This window comes from Erwinia sorbitola, from assembly GCF_009738185.1.
Taxonomy (GTDB): domain Bacteria; phylum Pseudomonadota; class Gammaproteobacteria; order Enterobacterales; family Enterobacteriaceae; genus Erwinia; species Erwinia sorbitola.
The window spans coordinates 1032399-1051935 of the sequence record NZ_CP046509.1 but is presented as its reverse complement, the minus strand read 5'-3'; the positions used below and the strand labels follow the sequence as shown (position 1 = coordinate 1051935).

General features: G+C 52.4%; 13 protein-coding genes, 2 tRNA genes, 3 rRNA genes and 1 other annotated feature. Of the genes, 8 read left to right on the top strand and 10 right to left on the bottom strand.

Annotated features, from left to right (window positions below; translation table 11 throughout):
- The first annotated feature begins 61 nt into the window (after window positions 1-61).
- Entirely contained in the window at window positions 62-1417 is a 1356-nt protein-coding gene (gene pssA, locus GN242_RS04715) for a CDP-diacylglycerol--serine O-phosphatidyltransferase (protein WP_154753886.1), read from the top strand.
- Window positions 1418-1476: 59 nt separating this feature from the next.
- Complete coding sequence (locus tag GN242_RS04710; RefSeq protein ID WP_154753706.1) at window positions 1477-1797, top strand: YfiM family lipoprotein; 321 nt, start codon at window positions 1477-1479, stop codon at window positions 1795-1797.
- A 245-nt stretch (window positions 1798-2042) separates the two neighbouring features.
- On the opposite strand, the gene rrf is transcribed toward GN242_RS04710, so the two are convergent.
- The 8 genes from rrf to rluD all read right to left on the bottom strand — a co-directional run bounded on the left by rrf (window position 2043) and on the right by rluD (window position 12400).
- A 5S ribosomal RNA gene (rrf, locus tag GN242_RS04705) occupies window positions 2043-2158 on the bottom strand.
- Between the two features lie 214 nt (window positions 2159-2372).
- Window positions 2373-5275 (bottom strand): 23S ribosomal RNA (locus GN242_RS04700).
- A gap of 322 nt (window positions 5276-5597) precedes the next feature.
- Window positions 5598-5673 (bottom strand) — tRNA-Ala (locus GN242_RS04695).
- A 149-nt stretch (window positions 5674-5822) separates the two neighbouring features.
- A tRNA-Ile gene (locus GN242_RS04690) sits at window positions 5823-5899 on the bottom strand.
- A gap of 72 nt (window positions 5900-5971) precedes the next feature.
- A 16S ribosomal RNA gene (locus GN242_RS04685) occupies window positions 5972-7514 on the bottom strand.
- Together the 16S, 23S and 5S rRNA genes with 2 tRNA genes alongside form the textbook arrangement of a ribosomal RNA operon.
- A 480-nt stretch (window positions 7515-7994) precedes the next feature.
- Window positions 7995-10568, bottom strand: coding sequence for an ATP-dependent chaperone ClpB (clpB, locus tag GN242_RS04680; protein WP_154753689.1), 2574 nt, complete (start codon window positions 10566-10568; stop codon window positions 7995-7997).
- A gap of 126 nt (window positions 10569-10694) precedes the next feature.
- Window positions 10695-11423, bottom strand: coding sequence for a purine nucleoside phosphorylase YfiH (gene yfiH, locus GN242_RS04675; RefSeq protein ID WP_154753688.1), 729 nt, complete (start codon window positions 11421-11423; stop codon window positions 10695-10697).
- Window positions 11423-12400: a 23S rRNA pseudouridine(1911/1915/1917) synthase RluD gene (gene rluD / locus GN242_RS04670; RefSeq protein ID WP_154753687.1), complete on the bottom strand. Its 978-nt coding sequence runs from the start codon at window positions 12398-12400 to the stop codon at window positions 11423-11425. Before rluD ends, yfiH begins: the two co-directional genes overlap by 1 nt.
- 135 nt (window positions 12401-12535) lie before the next feature.
- Here rluD and bamD point away from each other — a divergent pair, with 135 nt between their 5' ends.
- The 6 genes from bamD to GN242_RS04645 all read left to right on the top strand — a co-directional run bounded on the left by bamD (window position 12536) and on the right by GN242_RS04645 (window position 17225).
- Window positions 12536-13267, top strand: coding sequence for an outer membrane protein assembly factor BamD (gene bamD / locus GN242_RS04665; RefSeq protein WP_154753686.1), 732 nt, complete (start codon window positions 12536-12538; stop codon window positions 13265-13267).
- Between the two features lie 268 nt (window positions 13268-13535).
- Window positions 13536-13886, top strand: a complete 351-nt coding sequence (gene raiA / locus GN242_RS04660) for a ribosome-associated translation inhibitor RaiA (protein ID WP_154753685.1) — start codon at window positions 13536-13538, stop codon at window positions 13884-13886.
- Window positions 13887-13985: 99 nt separating this feature from the next.
- Window positions 13986-14120 (top strand) — a sequence feature (Phe leader region).
- On the top strand, window positions 13987-14043 hold the full coding sequence (locus GN242_RS21905) for a hypothetical protein (RefSeq protein ID WP_374189551.1): 57 nt from the start codon (window positions 13987-13989) through the stop codon (window positions 14041-14043). It overlaps the preceding feature by 57 nt.
- A 24-nt stretch (window positions 14121-14144) precedes the next feature.
- A complete protein-coding gene (gene pheA / locus GN242_RS04655; RefSeq protein ID WP_156286983.1) occupies window positions 14145-15305 on the top strand; it encodes a bifunctional chorismate mutase/prephenate dehydratase in 1161 nt (386 codons plus the stop codon).
- A 118-nt stretch (window positions 15306-15423) separates the two neighbouring features.
- Window positions 15424-16476, top strand: coding sequence for an ABC transporter substrate-binding protein (locus GN242_RS04650; protein WP_154753683.1), 1053 nt, complete (start codon window positions 15424-15426; stop codon window positions 16474-16476).
- Complete coding sequence (locus GN242_RS04645) at window positions 16476-17225, top strand: substrate-binding domain-containing protein (RefSeq protein ID WP_156286982.1); 750 nt, start codon at window positions 16476-16478, stop codon at window positions 17223-17225. Before GN242_RS04650 ends, GN242_RS04645 begins: the two co-directional genes overlap by 1 nt.
- Before the next feature lie 6 nt (window positions 17226-17231).
- Here GN242_RS04645 and tyrA read toward each other — a convergent pair whose 3' ends face one another.
- Both tyrA and GN242_RS04635 read right to left on the bottom strand, forming a co-directional pair.
- On the bottom strand, window positions 17232-18353 hold the full coding sequence (gene tyrA / locus GN242_RS04640; RefSeq protein ID WP_154753681.1) for a bifunctional chorismate mutase/prephenate dehydrogenase: 1122 nt from the start codon (window positions 18351-18353) through the stop codon (window positions 17232-17234).
- 6 nt (window positions 18354-18359) lie between these two features.
- Complete coding sequence (locus tag GN242_RS04635; RefSeq protein WP_156286981.1) at window positions 18360-19439, bottom strand: 3-deoxy-7-phosphoheptulonate synthase; 1080 nt, start codon at window positions 19437-19439, stop codon at window positions 18360-18362.
- Window positions 19440-19537 lie beyond the last annotated feature (98 nt).

Sequence of the window (19537 nt, the reverse complement as noted above, 5' to 3'; positions counted from 1 at the left end):
GGTTAGAGTCATGATTTTATGGCAAAAGGCCATTCTATGAACAGAGAAGAAACGCACTGTGATGTTGTCAAAATTTAAGCGTAATAAACACCAACAGCACCTTGCACAACTGCCTAAGATAGCTCAGTCAGTTGCTGACTTCACCACGCTGTATTCACCGGCAGAGTTTCGTGAGACGCTGCTGAAAAAAATCGCGTCTGCCACCCGGCGAATCTGCATAGTGGCTCTTTATCTGGAAAATGATGAGGGTGGCCGCGCAATACTTTCTGCGCTCTATGCAGCTAAACAGCAGCGTCCTGAGCTGGATATTCGTGTACTGGTAGACTGGCATCGTGCCCAGCGTGGGCGTATTGGCGCAGCCGCCGGATCAACCAATGCCGACTGGTATTGTGATATGGCATCCCGACATCCCGGCCTTGCTATTCCGGTATATGGTATCCCGGTGAATACGCGCGAAGCGCTTGGCGTATTACACCTGAAGGGTTCCATCATTGATGATACCGTGCTGTATACCGGAGCAAGTTTTAACGATGTATATCTGCACCAGCAGGACAAATATCGTTACGATCGCTATCAGCTGATCGGTAACCGTACGCTGGCAGATACCATGTTTGACTGGATTGAAACCAATCTGATCCAGGCCGAAGCGGTCAATCGTCTTGACCAGGTTGAGCGGCCGAAAAGCCCGGAAATTAAAAATGAAACCCGTCAGTTCCGGCAAGATTTACGAGGTTTTGACTACCAGTTTCACGGAGACGCCAATAACGAAGAGCTGGCCGTTACACCGCTGGTTGGCCTTGGCAAGCGTAGTCTGCTGAACAAAACTATCTACCATCTGATGCCCTGCGCCGAGCAAAAGCTCATCATCTGCACGCCTTACTTTAATCTTCCCGCCATTCTGGTGCGTAATATCATCTACTTATTGCGGCAGGGTAAAGAGGTGGAGATTATTGTCGGCGATAAAACCGCTAATGACTTCTATATTCCGGAAGATCAGCCATTCAAAATTATCGGTGCGCTGCCTTATCTGTATGAAATTAACCTGCGTCGCTTCCTCAGCCGCCTGCAATATTACGTCAATAGCGGGCAGCTTACGGTGCGCTTATGGAAAGATGGCGAGAACAGCTACCACCTGAAAGGGCTGTGGGTCGATGATGAGTGGATTATGGTGACGGGAAATAACCTGAACCCGCGCGCATGGCGGCTGGATCTGGAAAATGCGGTGCTGATTCACGATCCGCTCCAGCAGTTAGCAGAGCAGCGCGATCGTGAACTCAGCCTGATCCGCGAACATACCAGTACGGTGCAGCATTTCCACGATCTGGAAAGTATCGCAGACTACCCGATAAAAGTGCGTAAATTGATCCGTCGATTACGCCGTATTCGTATCGATCGGCTAATCAGCCGCATACTGTAATCCATTATAATCAGAATATCTGGCCCCGCTAAGACGGGGCTTTTTTACAGGAGTTGATAATGCGTTTCAGTGTACTGGCGCTCCTGCTGTTTTGTAGCGGTTGCACCCACATGGCTCAGGATGAGTGGACAGGGCGGGATAAAGCCCAGCATTTTCTCTCTTCAGCATTTCTTGCCGCCGCTGGTAGCGCCTATGGCGAACATCAGAACTGGAGTGAAGGCCATAGCGGCAGCTTCGGTGTGATGTTTGCCATTAGCCTGGGAGCAGCTAAAGAGCTGTACGACAGCAGGCAAGGTGGAACCGGATGGAGCTGGAAGGATTTTACCTGGGATATAGCGGGTGCTGCTACTGGTTATGCCTTATGGAACCTTGGCCAATAATAGATTAGTGGCATAGCGGAAAAACAACAGACGAAAAAAAACCCCAACCTTACGGTCGGGGTTCTTTCTTCGTTTGATGCCTGGCAGTTTATGGCCCACTTCCCTGTGGGCCACCCTACGGGCCGGCGCTGCGCGCCGTTCAGATGCGCTCCCGGCGCATCTGTCCTACTGAAGAGCAGCTCACCGACAAACAACAGACGAAAAAAAACCCCGGCCTTTCGGTCGGGGTTCTTTCCTTATTTGATGCCTGGCAGTTCCCTACTCTCGCATGGGGAGACCCCACACTACCATCGGCGCTACGGCGTTTCACTTCTGAGTTCGGCATGGGGTCAGGTGGGACCACCGCGCTAAAGCCGCCAGGCAAATTCTTTGCGCATGAAACGAATATTTTGCACGCCTGCTGCGTTGGCTGCGCTGGCAAAGTCAGTCACATACTCATGTATGCTCCTTCCTTTCCTGCGTTTGCCGCCTTGCATCAGCACAAAATCTTTCGTTTCCGCTAATTCTTATCCGGTACAGGCTGAAAATTGTCTTCGCGTCTCTCATAACGCTCACCAGAACGCTTCTGGCGTTGTAAGGTTAAGCCTCACGGGTCATTAGTACCGGTTAGCTCAACGCATCGCTGCGCTTACACACCCGGCCTATCAACGTCGTAGTCTTCAACGTCCCTTCAGGGATCTCAAGGACCCAGGGAGAATTCATCTCGAGGCAAGTTTCGCGCTTAGATGCTTTCAGCGCTTATCTTTTCCGCACTTAGCTACCGGGCAATGCCATTGGCATGACAACCCGAACACCAGTGGTGCGTTCACTCCGGTCCTCTCGTACTAGGAGCAACCCCTCTCAATTCTCCAGCGCCCACGGCAGATAGGGACCGAACTGTCTCACGACGTTCTAAACCCAGCTCGCGTACCACTTTAAACGGCGAACAGCCGTACCCTTGGGACCTACTTCAGCCCCAGGATGTGATGAGCCGACATCGAGGTGCCAAACACCGCCGTCGATATGAACTCTTGGGCGGTATCAGCCTGTTATCCCCGGAGTACCTTTTATCCGTTGAGCGATGGCCCTTCCATTCAGAACCACCGGATCACTATGACCTGCTTTCGCACCTGCTCGAGCCGTCACTCTCGCAGTCAAGCCAGCTTATGCCATTGCACTAACCTCACGATGTCCGACCGTGATTAGCTGACCTTCGTGCTCCTCCGTTACTCTTTAGGAGGAGACCGCCCCAGTCAAACTACCCACCAGACACTGTCCCCACGCCGGATCACGGCGCCAGGTTAGAACATCAAACGTTAAAGGGTGGTATTTCAAGGTTGGCTCCACGCAGACTGGCGTCCACGCTTCAAGCCTCCCACCTATCCTACACATCAAGGCTCAATGTTCAGTGTCAAGCTGTAGTAAAGGTTCACGGGGTCTTTCCGTCTTGCCGCGGGTACACTGCATCTTCACAGCGAGTTCAATTTCACTGAGTCTCGGGTGGAGACAGCCTGGCCATCATTACGCCATTCGTGCAGGTCGGAACTTACCCGACAAGGAATTTCGCTACCTTAGGACCGTTATAGTTACGGCCGCCGTTTACCGGGGCTTCGATCAAGAGCTTCTCCTTGCGGATAACCCCATCAATTAACCTTCCGGCACCGGGCAGGCGTCACACCGTATACGTCCACTTTCGTGTTTGCACAGTGCTGTGTTTTTAATAAACAGTTGCAGCCAGCTGGTATCTTCGACTGGCTTCAGCTCCGGGAGCAAGTCCCTTCACCTACGCGCCAGCGTGCCTTCTCCCGAAGTTACGGCACCATTTTGCCTAGTTCCTTCACCCGAGTTCTCTCAAGCGCCTTGGTATTCTCTACCTGACCACCTGTGTCGGTTTGGGGTACGATTGATGTTACCTGATGCTTAGAGGCTTTTCCTGGAAGCAGGGCATTTGTTACTTCAGCACCGTAGTGCCTCGTCATCACACCTCAGCCTTAAAGAGTTCCGGATTTGCCTGGAACTCAAGCCTACATGCTTAAACCGGGACAACCGTCGCCCGGCTAACATAGCCTTCTCCGTCCCCCCTTCGCAGTAACACCCAGTACGGGAATATTAACCCGTTTCCCATCGACTACGCCTTTCGGCCTCGCCTTAGGGGTCGACTCACCCTGCCCCGATTAACGTTGGACAGGAACCCTTGGTCTTCCGGCGAGCGGGCTTTTCACCCGCTTTATCGTTACTTATGTCAGCATTCGCACTTCTGATACCTCCAGCAGCCCTCACAGGCCACCTTCGACGGCTTACAGAACGCTCCCCTACCCAACAATACTTGCGTATCGCTGCCGCAGCTTCGGTGCATGGTTTAGCCCCGTTACATCTTCCGCGCAGGCCGACTCGACCAGTGAGCTATTACGCTTTCTTTAAATGATGGCTGCTTCTAAGCCAACATCCTGGCTGTCTGTGCCTTCCCACATCGTTTCCCACTTAACCATGACTTTGGGACCTTAGCTGGCGGTCTGGGTTGTTTCCCTCTTCACGACGGACGTTAGCACCCGCCGTGTGTCTCCCGTGATAACATTCTCCGGTATTCGCAGTTTGCATCGGGTTGGTAAGCCGGGATGGCCCCCTAGCCGAAACAGTGCTCTACCCCCGGAGATGAGTTCACGAGGCGCTACCTAAATAGCTTTCGGGGAGAACCAGCTATCTCCCGGTTTGATTGGCCTTTCACCCCCAGCCACAAGTCATCCGCTAATTTTTCAACATTAGTCGGTTCGGTCCTCCAGTTAGTGTTACCCAACCTTCAACCTGCCCATGGCTAGATCACCGGGTTTCGGGTCTATACCCTGCAACTTAACGCCCAGTTAAGACTCGGTTTCCCTGCGGCTCCCCTATACGGTTAACCTTGCTACAGAATATAAGTCGCTGACCCATTATACAAAAGGTACGCAGTCACACCACGAAGGTGCTCCCACTGCTTGTACGTACACGGTTTCAGGTTCTTTTTCACTCCCCTCGCCGGGGTTCTTTTCGCCTTTCCCTCACGGTACTGGTTCACTATCGGTCAGTCAGGAGTATTTAGCCTTGGAGGATGGTCCCCCATATTCAGACAGGATGTCACGTGTCCCGCCCTACTCATCGAACTCACAGCAAGTGCATTTTTGTGTACGGGAGTATCACCCTGTACCCTGCGACTTTCCAGACGCTTCCACTAATGCACAAACTGATTCAGGTTCTGGGCTGTTCCCCGTTCGCTCGCCGCTACTGGGGGAATCTCGGTGATTTCTTTTCCTCGGGGTACTTAGATGTTTCAGTTCCCCCGGTTCGCCTCATGCCACTATGTATTCATGACATGATAGTGTGCCGGAGCACACTGGGTTTCCCCATTCGGGTATCGTCGGCTGTTGCGGTTCATATCACCTTACCGACGCTTATCGCAGATTAGCACGCCCTTCATCGCCTCTGACTGCCTAGGCATCCACCGTGTACGCTTAGTCGCTTAACCTCACAACCCACAAGATTCTGGCCGCGTGAACCCTCTGAACTGCGGCGTTGCCCGGTGCTCACAGCTGCTCATGGACGTTAAGTCCACTCCGCGCTGCTGTGCGCCGTGCGCCTTGCATTTCAGCCGTTCACCCGACCCTCAGCTTAGTGAGGAGCGAGCATTTGAGAGACTCGAACATATCGTTGATTTCATTCTTATTTACGGAGAATGAAAACGACATGTCGTTTCAATTTTCAGCTTGTTCCGGATTGTTAAAGAGCATAATACTTCGCAGCATACTGTTATCCAGTACACTCTGAAGTATTTAATTAGAAAAACTATATGGTGGAGCTAAGCGGGATCGAACCGCTGACCTCCTGCGTGCAAGGCAGGCGCTCTCCCAGCTGAGCTATAGCCCCATACAGTCTTACAGAAACCTTTTACTACCACTCGCAAGGAGTCACATATCACGTGAGTGAAAATGCAATTTTTGCTCAGGCAAGGCATGTTTTCGCGACGCATAGTTCACTATGCGAGCCGGAAACATAACGCAGCATGAGTGAAAATTTGGTAGGCCTGAGTGGACTTGAACCACCGACCTCACCCTTATCAGGGGTGCGCTCTAACCACCTGAGCTACAAGCCTGTAGAGGTTTTTCTGCTCGTTACTTTTTATCAGACAATCTGTGTGGACACTGCGCGGGAAGGTATCTTCAGGTAAGGAGGTGATCCAACCGCAGGTTCCCCTACGGTTACCTTGTTACGACTTCACCCCAGTCATGAATCACAAAGTGGTAAGCGCCCTCCCGAAGGTTAAGCTACCTACTTCTTTTGCAACCCACTCCCATGGTGTGACGGGCGGTGTGTACAAGGCCCGGGAACGTATTCACCGTAGCATTCTGATCTACGATTACTAGCGATTCCGACTTCACGGAGTCGAGTTGCAGACTCCGATCCGGACTACGACGCACTTTATGAGGTCCGCTTGCTCTCGCGAGGTCGCTTCTCTTTGTATGCGCCATTGTAGCACGTGTGTAGCCCTGGCCGTAAGGGCCATGATGACTTGACGTCATCCCCACCTTCCTCCGGTTTATCACCGGCAGTCTCCTTTGAGTTCCCGGCATTACCCGCTGGCAACAAAGGATAAGGGTTGCGCTCGTTGCGGGACTTAACCCAACATTTCACAACACGAGCTGACGACAGCCATGCAGCACCTGTCTCACGGTTCCCGAAGGCACTTTCGCATCTCTGCAAAATTCCGTGGATGTCAAGGCCAGGTAAGGTTCTTCGCGTTGCATCGAATTAAACCACATGCTCCACCGCTTGTGCGGGCCCCCGTCAATTCATTTGAGTTTTAACCTTGCGGCCGTACTCCCCAGGCGGTCGACTTAACGCGTTAGCTCCGGAAGCCACGCCTCAAGGGCACAACCTCCAAGTCGACATCGTTTACGGCGTGGACTACCAGGGTATCTAATCCTGTTTGCTCCCCACGCTTTCGCACCTGAGCGTCAGTCTTTGTCCAGGGGGCCGCCTTCGCCACCGGTATTCCTCCAGATCTCTACGCATTTCACCGCTACACCTGGAATTCTACCCCCCTCTACAAGACTCTAGCCTGCCAGTTTCGGATGCAGTTCCCAGGTTGAGCCCGGGGATTTCACATCCGACTTGACAGACCGCCTGCGTGCGCTTTACGCCCAGTAATTCCGATTAACGCTTGCACCCTCCGTATTACCGCGGCTGCTGGCACGGAGTTAGCCGGTGCTTCTTCTGCGGGTAACGTCAATCAGCGTGGCTATTAACCACTCTGCCTTCCTCCCCACTGAAAGTACTTTACAACCCGAAGGCCTTCTTCATACACGCGGCATGGCTGCATCAGGCTTGCGCCCATTGTGCAATATTCCCCACTGCTGCCTCCCGTAGGAGTCTGGGCCGTGTCTCAGTCCCAGTGTGGCTGGTCATCCTCTCAGACCAGCTAGGGATCGTCGCCTAGGTGAGCCGTTACCTCACCTACTAGCTAATCCCACCTGGGCACATCCGATGGTGTGAGGCCCGAAGGTCCCCCACTTTGGTCCGAAGACGTTATGCGGTATTAGCCACCGTTTCCAGTGGTTATCCCCCTCCATCGGGCAGTTTCCCAGGCATTACTCACCCGTCCGCCACTCGTCACCCAAGGAGCAAGCTCCTCTGTGCTACCGTCCGACTTGCATGTGTTAGGCCTGCCGCCAGCGTTCAATCTGAGCCATGATCAAACTCTTCAATTAAAAGTTCGATTTGCTGCAACAAGTGCAGCGATGCTCAAGTGTAAAACGTCATAATGAATTTCATTATGTGTTCACTCTTAAGACTTGATATTTTTTGTCACCCGGAGGTGACTGATATCAATCCTGCGAGTGCCCACACAGATTGTCTGATAAATTGTTAAAGAGCAGTGCAATCAATGCCTGAAGCATCAGTTGCGAGGTGGCGTATATTACGCTTTCCTCCTTCGGAGTCAACTTCTTTTTGAGAAGTTTTTTTTCCGGCGGTTCAGAACTTCCTGACCCTCCTGACACCTTGACTTGTAAGCCGTTGTTCCGTGTCAGTGGAGGCGCAGTATAGGGATTTTCTGGCGGGTGACAAGGGCTATTTGCAAAAAACTTTTCACATGCTTATTTTTCACGCAAAACCCCCTTTTCAGACTGTTATATGATGCTTTAATAAACAGAAATGGGCCAAAGGCCCATTTCTGTTACTTACTGCGATTACTGATGTGCAACGATAACGCCGTCCTTCACATCCATTTCGATGGTTTTTCCCGGAACCAGCGCACCAGAAAGTATCTGCTGTGCCAGCGGGTTTTCTATCTGCTGCTGAATAGCGCGTTTCAGCGGCCTTGCCCCATAAACCGGGTCGTAACCATTTTCGCCCAGTTTCTGTAGCGCCTCTTCGGAGATATGCAGCGCATATCCGCGATCGTCCAGACGCTGATACAGACGGGCCAGCTGAATACGAGCAATAGAAGCAATATGCTGCTCGCCCAGCGGATGGAAGACCACCAGCTCATCAATACGGTTGATAAACTCCGGACGGAAGTTCTGGCTGACAACTGCCAATACCAGATCTTTCATCTCACCGTAGCTCAATGCACCGAAGCGCTCCTGAATCAGATCGGAACCCAGGTTCGATGTCATGATCACCACGGTATTACGGAAATCGACCGTTCTGCCTTGCCCGTCAGTAAGGCGACCATCATCCAACACTTGCAGCAGGATGTTAAACACATCCGGATGCGCCTTCTCTACTTCATCCAGCAGGATGACAGAGTAAGGTCTGCGGCGAACCGCCTCAGTCAGATAGCCCCCCTCTTCATAACCAACATAGCCGGGAGGTGCCCCGACAAGACGCGATACCGAGTGTTTTTCCATAAACTCGGACATATCAATACGCACCATCGCGTCATCACTGTCGAACATAAAGTTAGCCAACGCTTTGCACAGCTCAGTTTTACCCACCCCGGTTGGCCCCAGGAACAGGAACGAACCAATCGGGCGATTAGGATCGGCCAGCCCTGCACGGCTACGGCGAATCGCATTCGATACCGCTTCCACTGCTTCATTCTGACCAATTACTCGCGTATGCAGCTCTTGCTCCATGCGTAGTAACTTGTCGCGCTCACCTTCCATCATACGATCGACAGGGATACCGGTCCATCGTGCCAGCACATCGGCAATTTCAACCTCGGTAACACGGTTACGCAGCAGACGCATGGTTTTGCCTTCGGTCTGCGTTGCAGCCGCCAGCTGTTTTTCCAGTTCCGGGATTTTCCCGTATTGCAGTTCGGACATCTGCCCCAGGTCGCCCTGGCGGCGTGCCTGCTCCATCGCCAGCTTCGCCTGTTCCAGCTCCGCCTTAATATGCTGGGTGCCCGAAAGTTCCGCTTTTTCTGCTTTCCACTCTTCTTCCAGCTCCGAGTATTCACGCTCTTTCTGGCTCAACTCGGTTTCCAGCATCTCCAGCCGTTTGATACTGGCATCATCAGACTCTTTCTTCAGCGCCTGCTGTTCCAGTTTCAGCTGAATGATACGGCGCTCAAGACGATCCAGAGACTCAGGTTTCGAGTCAATCTGCATACGGATACTCGACGCAGCCTCATCAATCAGGTCAATCGCCTTATCCGGCAACTTACGGTCAGAGATATAGCGATGAGACAACGTTGCAGCTGCCACAATCGCCGGGTCGTTAATCTGCACATGGTGATGCAGTTCATAACGCTCTTTCAAACCACGCAGGATCGCGATGGTATCTTCCACAGTCGGTTCAGCAACTAAGACTTTCTGGAAGCGACGCTCCAGCGCGGCATCCTTCTCTATATACTGACGATACTCATCAAGTGTTGTTGCACCAACGCAGTGCAGCTCACCACGCGCCAGAGCAGGTTTCAGCATGTTCCCGGCATCCATCGCGCCGTCGGCTTTACCGGCACCAACCATGGTATGAAGCTCGTCAATAAACAGAATGACATTGCCTTCCTGTTTCGACAGATCGCTTAAAACAGCTTTCAGACGTTCTTCGAATTCACCACGGTATTTGGCACCAGCAACCAGTGCCCCCATATCAAGAGCCAGCACGCGGCGGCCTTTCAGCCCTTCCGGCACTTCGCCGTTAATAATGCGCTGCGCAAGGCCTTCGACGATGGCAGTTTTACCCACACCGGGTTCACCGATCAGTACCGGGTTGTTTTTAGTACGGCGTTGCAATACCTGAATCGTACGGCGGATCTCTTCGTCACGGCCGATAACCGGGTCAAGCTTGCCCAGCTCCGCGCGTTCGGTGAGATCGATAGTGTACTTTTTCAGTGCCTCGCGCTGATCTTCAGCGCCCTGGTCATTCACGCTATCACCTCCACGCATCTGGTCGATCGCCTTGGTCAGCTTGTCACTGGTGACACCGGCAGCCTTGAGGATATCTGCCAACGAACCGCGGGAATCGATCGCTGCCAGAGCGAATAATTCTGATGAGATAAAGTTATCGCCACGTTTTTGTGCCAGCTTGTCACACAGGTTAAGCACCCGCACCAGATCGGCTGATGGCTGAACATCGCCACCGGTACCTTCTACCTGCGGTAAACGGCTTAATGCCTGTTCGATGCTGTTACGCAACGAAGCGACATCTACACCTGCGGCGGTAAATAATGGACGAACGGATCCGCCTTCCTGGTTGAGCAAAGCGCTCATCAGGTGCAGAGGTTCAATAAATTGGTTGTCACGGCCGAGGGCCAGAGATTGAGCATCAGCCAGAGCCAGCTGAAATTTGTTAGTAAGACGATCCAGACGCATAATTTCCCCCTATCAGGTCAAATTGCTACTGGAGATTAAATGAGGTCATCCCTCAAATTTTTCAAGGTAATGACCTGACATTTTTGGAGAAAAAAACATCAATCCGGACCGTCTTATGGCGCTAGGTTATATCACCCAGATCAAACTTGCCATACGGCCAGTGACGCCATCGCGTCGGAAGGAGAAAAATTGTTCACTTTGTTTGAGGGTACATTGGCCGCCACCCCAGACGTGGCGCACACCGGCGGCCTCTAAACGCAGTTTTGCTAAATGCCCGAGATCGGCATAAAACTTTTCCCCTTCCGGGCGAAAAGCTGCCGAAGCGGCTGGATTTTGCGCAATAAACGCCTCACGTACTTCCGGCCCGACCTCGAAAGCATCCGGACCGATCGCCGGGCCAAGCCAGGCATAAATCTGCGACGGAGGAGCAGAAAAAGCATTTATTGTCGCCTCCAGCACCCCATTACATAATCCGCGCCAGCCAGCATGAGCAGCCGCAACTTCCTGACCATCCTGTGAACAAAAAAGCACCGGCAGACAGTCAGCGGTCATCACAGCACAAACAACGCCGGGAGTGCGGGTATAAGCCGCATCCGCACGCAGTGAATCAGGCACCTTCCAGTCGAGCGTTAAAACCTCTGTACCATGTACCTGCTCAAGCCACTGTGGCATCGATGGCAGGTCAGCCAGTTCCAGCAGGCGCTGACGGTTAGTCTGCACATGCTGCAACTCATCACCCACATGAGCACCAAGGTTGAGGCTATCCCAGGGGGCCTGACTTACGCCCCCCTGGCGTGTACTACTGCACGCACGCACGTTCGCGGGAGCAGGCCAATTCGGTACAATCAGGCTCATTACCAGTCCATCTGCTCTTTAAATTCTTCGGTATCTGCTTTCAGGGCATTGATCAGATCGACCATATCCTGGGGTAACGGTGCATGCCATTCCATCTCAATCCCGGTAATCGGGTGATAAAGACGCAGCATGGTAGCGTGCAGAGCCTGGCGATCGAAACCACGCAGAGTGGCGATAAAGGCATCGGATGCGCCTTTAGGCGGACGCGGACGGCCACCGTACAGCGGATCTCCCACCAGCGGATGATTTATATGCGACATATGCACACGAATCTGGTGAGTACGACCGGTTTCCAGACGCAGGCGCAGGCGCGTATGGGCACGGAAATGCTCCATAATGCGGTAATGCGTCGTCGCTGGTTTGCCCATCGGATGCACCGCCATATGAGTGCGCTTAGTCGAATGACGGCTGATAGGTTCATCAACTGTACCGCCCGCAGTCATGCGACCAATAGCCACCGCTTCATATTCACGGGTAAATTCGCGCAGCTGTAGCGACTCGACCAGATGCGTCTGCGCCGGTACCGTTTTCGCCACCACCATCAGACCGGTTGTGTCTTTATCCAGGCGGTGTACGATGCCCGCACGTGGTACATCAGCAATCGCCGGGAAATAGTGCAGCAGTGCGTTAAGCACGGTGCCATCAGGATTACCGGCTCCTGGATGAACCACCAGATCGCGCGGTTTGTTAATCACCATAATATCGTCATCTTCATAGACGATGTTCAATGGGATATCCTGCGCTTCCCAGCGAGCCTCTTCTTCGATTTCCGCAATGATGATAATTTGCTCACCGCCGAGTACTTTTTCTTTCGGCTTGTCGATTATTTCACCATTCACGGTGATACGACGATCAAGAATCCATTCTTTTATGCGAGAACGTGAATAATCAGGGAACAATTCGGCCAAAGCCTGATCTAAGCGTTGTCCGAGTTGCGATTCGGATACCGTTGCGTTGAGTTTTACTTGTTGTGCCATAGAATAAATAGCTTCTTCGTTAACGTTGGGTTTTCACGGCGATGCCGTTTAATATAATGTGCTATCGTACCTGGTCACTATCGGAAGCTTAACGGACAGCTTCCAGAATAACACTCTGAGGATAAGCAAATCGTCATGACGCGTATGAAATATCTGGTGGCTGCAGCCACGCTGAGCCTGGCATTAGCTGGATGTTCCGGCTCCAAGGATGTGGTGCCTGACAGCCCGCCTTCCGAGATTTATGCCACTGCCCAGCAAAAACTGCAGGACGGTAACTTTAAAGGAGCAATAACGCAACTGGAAGCGCTTGATAACCGCTATCCATTCGGCCCTTACTCCCAGCAAGTTCAGCTAGACCTGATCTACGCATACTATAAAAATGCCGATTTGCCACTGGCGCAAGCAGCCATTGACCGCTTTATGCGTCTGAATCCAACGCATCCGAACATTGATTACGTAATTTATATGCGTGGTCTGACGGACATGGCGCTGGATGACAGTGCACTGCAAGGCTTTTTTGGTATCGACCGCTCAGACCGCGATCCGACCCATGCGCGTGATGCATTCAAGGACTTCTCGCAGCTGCTGCGTGGCTATCCAAACAGCCAGTATGCAGCTGATGCCCGCAAGCGCCTGGTGTTCCTGAAAGATCGCCTGGCGAAATATGAGTTATCCGTGGCGGAATTCTACACTAAACGTGAGGCATATGTCGCTGTGGTTAACCGTGTAGAGCAAATGTTGAAAGATTATCCGGATACGCAGGCGACGCGCACTGCATTGCCGTTGATGGAAAATGCTTATCGTCACCTGCAGCTGAATGCAGAAGCCGATCGTGTGGCAAAAATCATCGCGGCTAATCAGGCCTGAGTTTGATTACGTAAAAATGGCAGCCTGAGGCTGCCATTTTTTTTGCTAAAACAATGACAATTAGTCAAATTTCCAGCCGGGTTAACCTGTCAACCATGCCATTGAAGATGCCTCTATACAACCCTCCAGGCCATATTTATCCGCCCATCTCACAGATTTATCCTCCTTGACAAAAAGTGACAAAAAAACGTGATTTTGATCACACATTTTCATCTCTTTCACGGTATGCTGGATTCACCAAGACGGAAATGACAGAGAGGTAAGCACTATGGTTCTGAACATTACCAGCAAGCAAATGGAAATTACTGCGGCAATCCGCCAACATGTCGAAGACCGTCTCGCCAAGCTTGAAAAGTGGCAAACTCATCTGATTAACCCGCACATAGTTCTGTCGAAGGAGCCGAAAGAATTTGTTGCCGATGCGACTATCAATACGCCAAACGGCCCGCTGATCGCCAGCGCGAAGCATGAAGATATGTATACAGCTATCAACGATCTGATTAACAAGCTGGAGCGTCAGCTGAATAAAGTTCAGCATAAAGGTGAAGCGCGCCGCGCCGCCGCCAGTGTTAAAGATCTCAGTGTGGTAGAAACTGAAACTGAAGCTGACGAAGAGTAATCTGGTTAAAACAGTGATAACGCGCCTGCGGGCGCGTTTTTTATTGACAGAATGAAATTGCAGCGGTTACTTTATCCTTTCTGACATTATGGATAGCTCAATGAAATCTACTCCGTTTTTCTTCGCATTCTTTTTTAGCTTCTTTACCTTCCCCTGACCTGGGAGGCAATTCGTCGTGTAAGAATCAATGCGAAGACGAACAATAAAGCCTCCCAAACGGGAGGCTTTTTTTTTAGCAACATCTGACAGGTAGCAAATATGAATCCCGAAAATCCTTTGCTGGCCCTGCGCGGTAAGATTAGCGCACTGGACGAACAACTGCTGGCCCTGCTGGCCCAGCGCCGCGCACTGGCGGTAGAAGTTGCCGAGGCCAAAATGGCCACCCACCGTCCCGTCCGTGATATCGACCGCGAACGCGATTTACTTGAGCACCTGATCACTCTGGGTAAAGGGCATAAGCTGGATGCTCACTACATCACACGCCTGTTTCAGCAGATTATTGAAGATTCAGTATTGACCCAGCAGGCGCTGCTGCAAAAGCATCTGAACAATACTAATGCCCATTCCGCACGTATCGCGTTCCTCGGGCCAAAAGGCTCTTACTCGCATCTGGCATCCCGTCACTATGCCGCCCGCCACTTTGATAACTTTATTGAGAGCGGCTGCCTGAAGTTCCACGATATCTTCAATCAGGTAGAAACTGGCCTGGCTGACTATGCCGTGCTGCCGGTGGAGAACACCACCTCGGGGTCAATTACAGATGTCTACGACCTGTTGCAGCAGACTAACCTGTCTATCGTTGGTGAAATCACCATTCCTATCGATCACTGCGTGCTGGTTTCCGGCAACACCGATCTGCAACAGATTGAGACGGTCTACAGCCACCCGCAGCCATTCCAGCAGTGCAGCCAGTTTATCAACCGCTACCCGCACTGGAAAATTGAGTACACCGAAAGCACCGCAGCGGCAATGGAAAGAGTGGCGGCAATGAACTCACCGAAAGTTGCGGCGCTGGGCAGCGAAGCCGGCGGTGAACTTTATGGCCTGCAGGTACTGGAGCGTAATCTGGCTAACCAGCGTCAAAATATTACCCGCTTTATCGTGCTGGCGCGTAAACCTATTGAAGTGTCACTACAGGTTCCGGCTAAAACCACGCTGATTATGGCTACCGGCCAGCAGGCGGGCGCTCTGGTGGAGGCGCTGCTGGTGTTGCGCAAACACAACCTGACCATGAGCAAGCTTGAGTCACGACCGATTAATGGTAATCCATGGCAGGAGATGTTTTACATTGATTTCCAGGGCAACCTGAATACTGAAGAGGTGCAGCAGGCACTGCGTGAGCTGACGCCGATCACCCGTTCGCTGAAAGTGCTGGGCTGCTATCCCAGCGAGAATGTGGTTGCCATCGACCCTGAGTAATATCAACACCGTCAGTCCGTTATGCGACTGACGGTTTTCCCTTACACACAGAGAATCATTTACCCTGCCATAACGATCGCTATATCATAAGATATACAACGATACGCAGGCAGCGATAATGACTTCAATTTTTCATCGGTTTTCCGTACTTATCCTTTCAGGCTTACTGGCTTTTTCCGCTAATGCATCACGCCAGGTAACCGACCAGCTTGGCCGTCAGGTCACCCTGCCCGACGAGGTTAACCGGGTAGTGGTATTGCAGCATCAGACCTTAAATCTGCTGGTACAGCTCGATGCCACTGGGAAAATGGTCGGAATTCTCAGCAACTGGAAACAGCAACTCGGTGACGGTTACGCACGCCTGGTACCGCAGCTGAATACCCTGCCCACGCTGGGCGATCTGACCCATGTCGACCTGGAAAAGCTGGTTGCCCTCCGCCCTGAGGTGGTATTTGTCACCAACTATGCTCCACAGGAGATGATTGACCAGATTCAGCATCTTGGCATTGCAGTAATTGCTATCTCCCTGCGCAGTGACAGCGGCTCACAGCAGGCGCTGCTCAATCCTCAGCTACAGAATGAAGAGCAGGCCTATAACGATGGCCTGGCACAGGGGATCCGTCTGATTGGCGAAGTGGTTAATCATCAGAAGCAGGCTGAAACCCTGATCGCAGCCACTTTCACCCAGCGCCAGCAGGTAGCTGCACGGCTGAAGGATATCCCGGAAAAAGAACGTATTCGCGTATATATGGCGAACCCTGACCTGACGACTTACGGTTCCGGTAAATATACCGGGCTGATGATGGCTCACGCCGGGGCAGTCAACGTTGCTGCGGCTACGGTTAAAGGCTACAAGCAGGTATCAATGGAGCAGGTTCTGGCGTGGAACCCACAGGTAATTTTCGTTCAGGATCGCTACCCACAGGTCATTAACGAAATTAATCAGCAGCCAGAATGGCAGACTGTTGATGCTGTTAAAAACCATCGTGTCTATCTGATGCCTGAATATGCCAAGGCCTGGGGTTATCCGATGCCTGAAGCGATGGCGCTGGGTGAGTTGTGGATGGCGAAAAAACTCTACCCCGCAAGATTCGCGGATATTGATATGCAGCAACAGGCAGAAAGCTGGTATCAGCGTTTTTACCGCACTGATTACCGGGGCACCAACTGATGAAACCCTTACAGGTTCTGGCTGCAGGCAGCCTGCGCCATGTCTGGCCTGCTATCGTGAGCGCATTTCAGCAGGACTATCCAGCAGGAATAGAAACACAGTTCGGCCCTGCGGGCTTACTGCGCCAGCGTATTGAGCAAAAAGAGGCCTGCGATCTTTTCGTTTCAGCCAGCACTGTTCATCCTCAGGCTCTGTTGCAGGCAGGGCTGGCACAGCGGGCAGCGCTATTCTGCCATAACTTTTTATGCCTGAGCGTTCGCCGCGATCGTGTGGATCCGGCTGCTGGATGGCTTGATCTGTTACGTCATACTGACCTCCGCGTTGCCACCTCGACGCCAGGCTGCGATCCCTGCGGTGACTACGCCTGGCAGTTGCTTGATCGAATTGAACAGCAGGACGCCACTCTGGGCAAACAGTTAAAACTGCGCGCACGGATGCTGGTTGGCGGCAGGGATTCCCCACCCGTACCGCCGGGAAAGCTGGCTTCTGCGTGGTTGATCCAATCCGGCCAGACAGACATTTTTATTGGCTATCGTAGCTATGCACATCTGCTGCAACCGGCTGATGGCATTATCACAGTGTTAATACCGGAAGAGTGGCAAACGCGCGCTGACTATGGCTATGCGGTTTGTCAGCCTGAGGGTAACAAGCTGGCTGAACGGTTGAGATCATCTGAAGGGCAGGCAATTTTCGTCAAAGCGGGGTTTACTGCGATTGAAAAACAGGGGCCAGGTATACCGGCCCCCTGAATAGCGTCAGGGTCTGCTATCGTTCGCCTGACGCAGCAGCGTCCGGCTTTCAGCCTGGAAGCGCTTCGCGTAATCGCCGAACCAATGCTCCACTCGGCGGAAACTGTCGATAAACGCCTGTTTGTCACCCTGCTCCAGCAGCTTAATCGCCTCACCAAAACGCGTATAGTAGCGCTTAATGAGCGCCAGGTTACTTTCTGACGACATGATAATATCTGCATAGAGCTGAGGATCCTGGGCAAACAGCCGTCCGACCATTGCCAGCTCAAGCCGGTATATCGGCGATGAGAGCGCCAGTAACTGCTCCAGCTGCACATTCTCTTCTGCCAGGTGCAAGCCATAAGCGAAGGTTGCAAAGTGGCGCAGCGCCTGAATAAAGGCCATGTTCTGGTCATGCTCTACGGCGCTGATGCGGTGCAGACGTGCACCCCATACCTGAATCTGCTCCAGGAACCACTGATAAGCTTCCGGCTGACGGCCATCGCACCATACCACTACCTGTTTTGCCAGACTGCCGCTGTCCGGACCGAACATCGGGTGTAATCCCAGCACCGGGCCGGAGTGCGCAGCAAGCATCGCCTGCAACGGTTTGTTTTTAACCGATGCCAGATCAACCAGAATACAGTCCTGGGGCAGTGGCGGCAGCTCACCAATCACCTGTTCAGTCAGATGAATTGGCACGCTGATAATCACCATACCGGCGTTAGCCAGCATTGTTTCTGCGTTATCCCAATCCCCTTTATCAAGGATCTGTACCTGATAGCCGGAAAGGGTCAGCATTTTTTCAAAAAGACGCCCCATCTGGCCTTTACCACCAACAATCACCACCGGACGCAGCTCAGGACAGAGGGTTTTGAAGCCCTTATCATTTTCGCTGGTGTAGGATTCACGCATCACACGGCGCAGCACATCCTCGATCAGATCGGGGGGAACGCCCAGCAGCTCTGCTTCCCGGCGGCGTGAGGCAAGCATTGTCGCCTCACGCTCAGGAACGTAAATCGGTAATCCGTAGCGGCTTTTAACCTCGCCCACTTCAGCCACCAGCGAAAGACGTTTCGCCAGCAGATCCAGCAGCGCTTTATCAACTTCATCAATTTGATCGCGTAGCGCGGTCAGTTCAGCCACCATAATTCATTAACCCTCTTGCGACAGACGTGCCGCCAGTACCCCGGTCAAATCCTGATGAATTTCACGCAGCAGGCTTTCCGTCGTTTCCCAGTTGATGCAGGCATCAGTCACGGAAACACCGTAGCGCATCTCACTGCGCGGCTGCTCAGAAGACTGGTTGCCTTCGTGAATATTACTTTCCAGCATCAGGCCAATAATTGAACGGTTACCATCTTTGATCTGCGCGACGGCAGACTCAGCCACGCCGGACTGGCGACGAAAATCTTTGTTAGAATTACCATGGCTGCAATCTATCATCAAGGACGGACGGAGTCCCGCCTGCTGCATCTCTTTTTCACACTGCGCCACGTCATTTGGACCGTAATTCGGGCTTTTACCACCGCGCAGAATCACGTGTCCGTCCGGATTACCTTTAGTTTGCAGCAGGCACACCTGCCCCGCCTGGTTGATACCAACAAAACGGTGTGGCATTGCCGCCGCACGCATCGCATTAATGGCGGTGCCGAGGCTGCCGTCAGTGCCATTCTTAAAGCCTACTGGCATAGAGAGACCTGACGCCATCTCGCGGTGCGTCTGTGATTCAGTGGTACGTGCACCGATAGCTGACCAGCTGAACAGATCGCCCAGGTATTGCGGACTGTTCGGATCCAGTGCTTCCGTTGCCAGCGGCAGCCCCATCTCAACCAGATTCAGCAACAGCTGGCGGGCAATATGCAGACCACCTTCCATATCAAAGGTGTTATCCATATGAGGATCGTTGATCAGACCTTTCCAGCCGACGGTGGTACGCGGCTTTTCAAAGTAGACGCGCATAACGATGTAAAGCTGATCCTGCACCTGATCTGCCAGCGCTTTCAAATCGCGCGCATAGGCCAGTGCTGCTTCCGTGTCGTGAATAGAGCAAGGGCCGCAGACCACCAGCAAACGGTGATCTTTACCGCTGATGATATCGGAAATTGTCTGGCGTGAAGCAGCTATCTGCCCTTCCAGTACGCTATTCAAAGGGAACCGCTTTTTCAGCTCTTCCGGGGTAATCAGAATCTGTTCGTCAGCGATATGAACGTTATTCAGCGCATCTATTTGCATGATGGTCATCCTGGATGATTCGGGTAATAGGGATCCTCAGTGAGGTTGCTGACAACTGTACCAGAATAAGTACACAACACAACACCCCGATGTACAGT

Excerpts from the sequence above, each read along its gene's own strand:
- GN242_RS04645 (WP_156286982.1), top strand. The coding sequence starts at position 16,476 with ATGAAACCCTTACAGGTTCTGGCTGCAGGCAGCCTGCGCCATGTCTGG.
- bamD (WP_154753686.1), top strand. The coding sequence starts at position 12,536 with ATGACGCGTATGAAATATCTGGTGGCTGCAGCCACGCTGAGCCTGGCA.
- pheA (WP_156286983.1), top strand. The coding sequence starts at position 14,145 with ATGAATCCCGAAAATCCTTTGCTGGCCCTGCGCGGTAAGATTAGCGCA.
- yfiH (WP_154753688.1), bottom strand. The coding sequence starts at position 11,423 with ATGAGCCTGATTGTACCGAATTGGCCTGCTCCCGCGAACGTGCGTGCG.
- rluD (WP_154753687.1), bottom strand. The coding sequence starts at position 12,400 with ATGGCACAACAAGTAAAACTCAACGCAACGGTATCCGAATCGCAACTC.
- clpB (WP_154753689.1), bottom strand. The coding sequence starts at position 10,568 with ATGCGTCTGGATCGTCTTACTAACAAATTTCAGCTGGCTCTGGCTGAT.
- GN242_RS04710 (WP_154753706.1), top strand. The coding sequence starts at position 1,477 with ATGCGTTTCAGTGTACTGGCGCTCCTGCTGTTTTGTAGCGGTTGCACC.
- GN242_RS04635 (WP_156286981.1), bottom strand. The coding sequence starts at position 19,439 with ATGCAAATAGATGCGCTGAATAACGTTCATATCGCTGACGAACAGATT.
- raiA (WP_154753685.1), top strand. The coding sequence starts at position 13,536 with ATGGTTCTGAACATTACCAGCAAGCAAATGGAAATTACTGCGGCAATC.
- tyrA (WP_154753681.1), bottom strand. The coding sequence starts at position 18,353 with ATGGTGGCTGAACTGACCGCGCTACGCGATCAAATTGATGAAGTTGAT.
- pssA (WP_154753886.1), top strand. The coding sequence starts at position 62 with ATGTTGTCAAAATTTAAGCGTAATAAACACCAACAGCACCTTGCACAA.
- GN242_RS04650 (WP_154753683.1), top strand. The coding sequence starts at position 15,424 with ATGACTTCAATTTTTCATCGGTTTTCCGTACTTATCCTTTCAGGCTTA.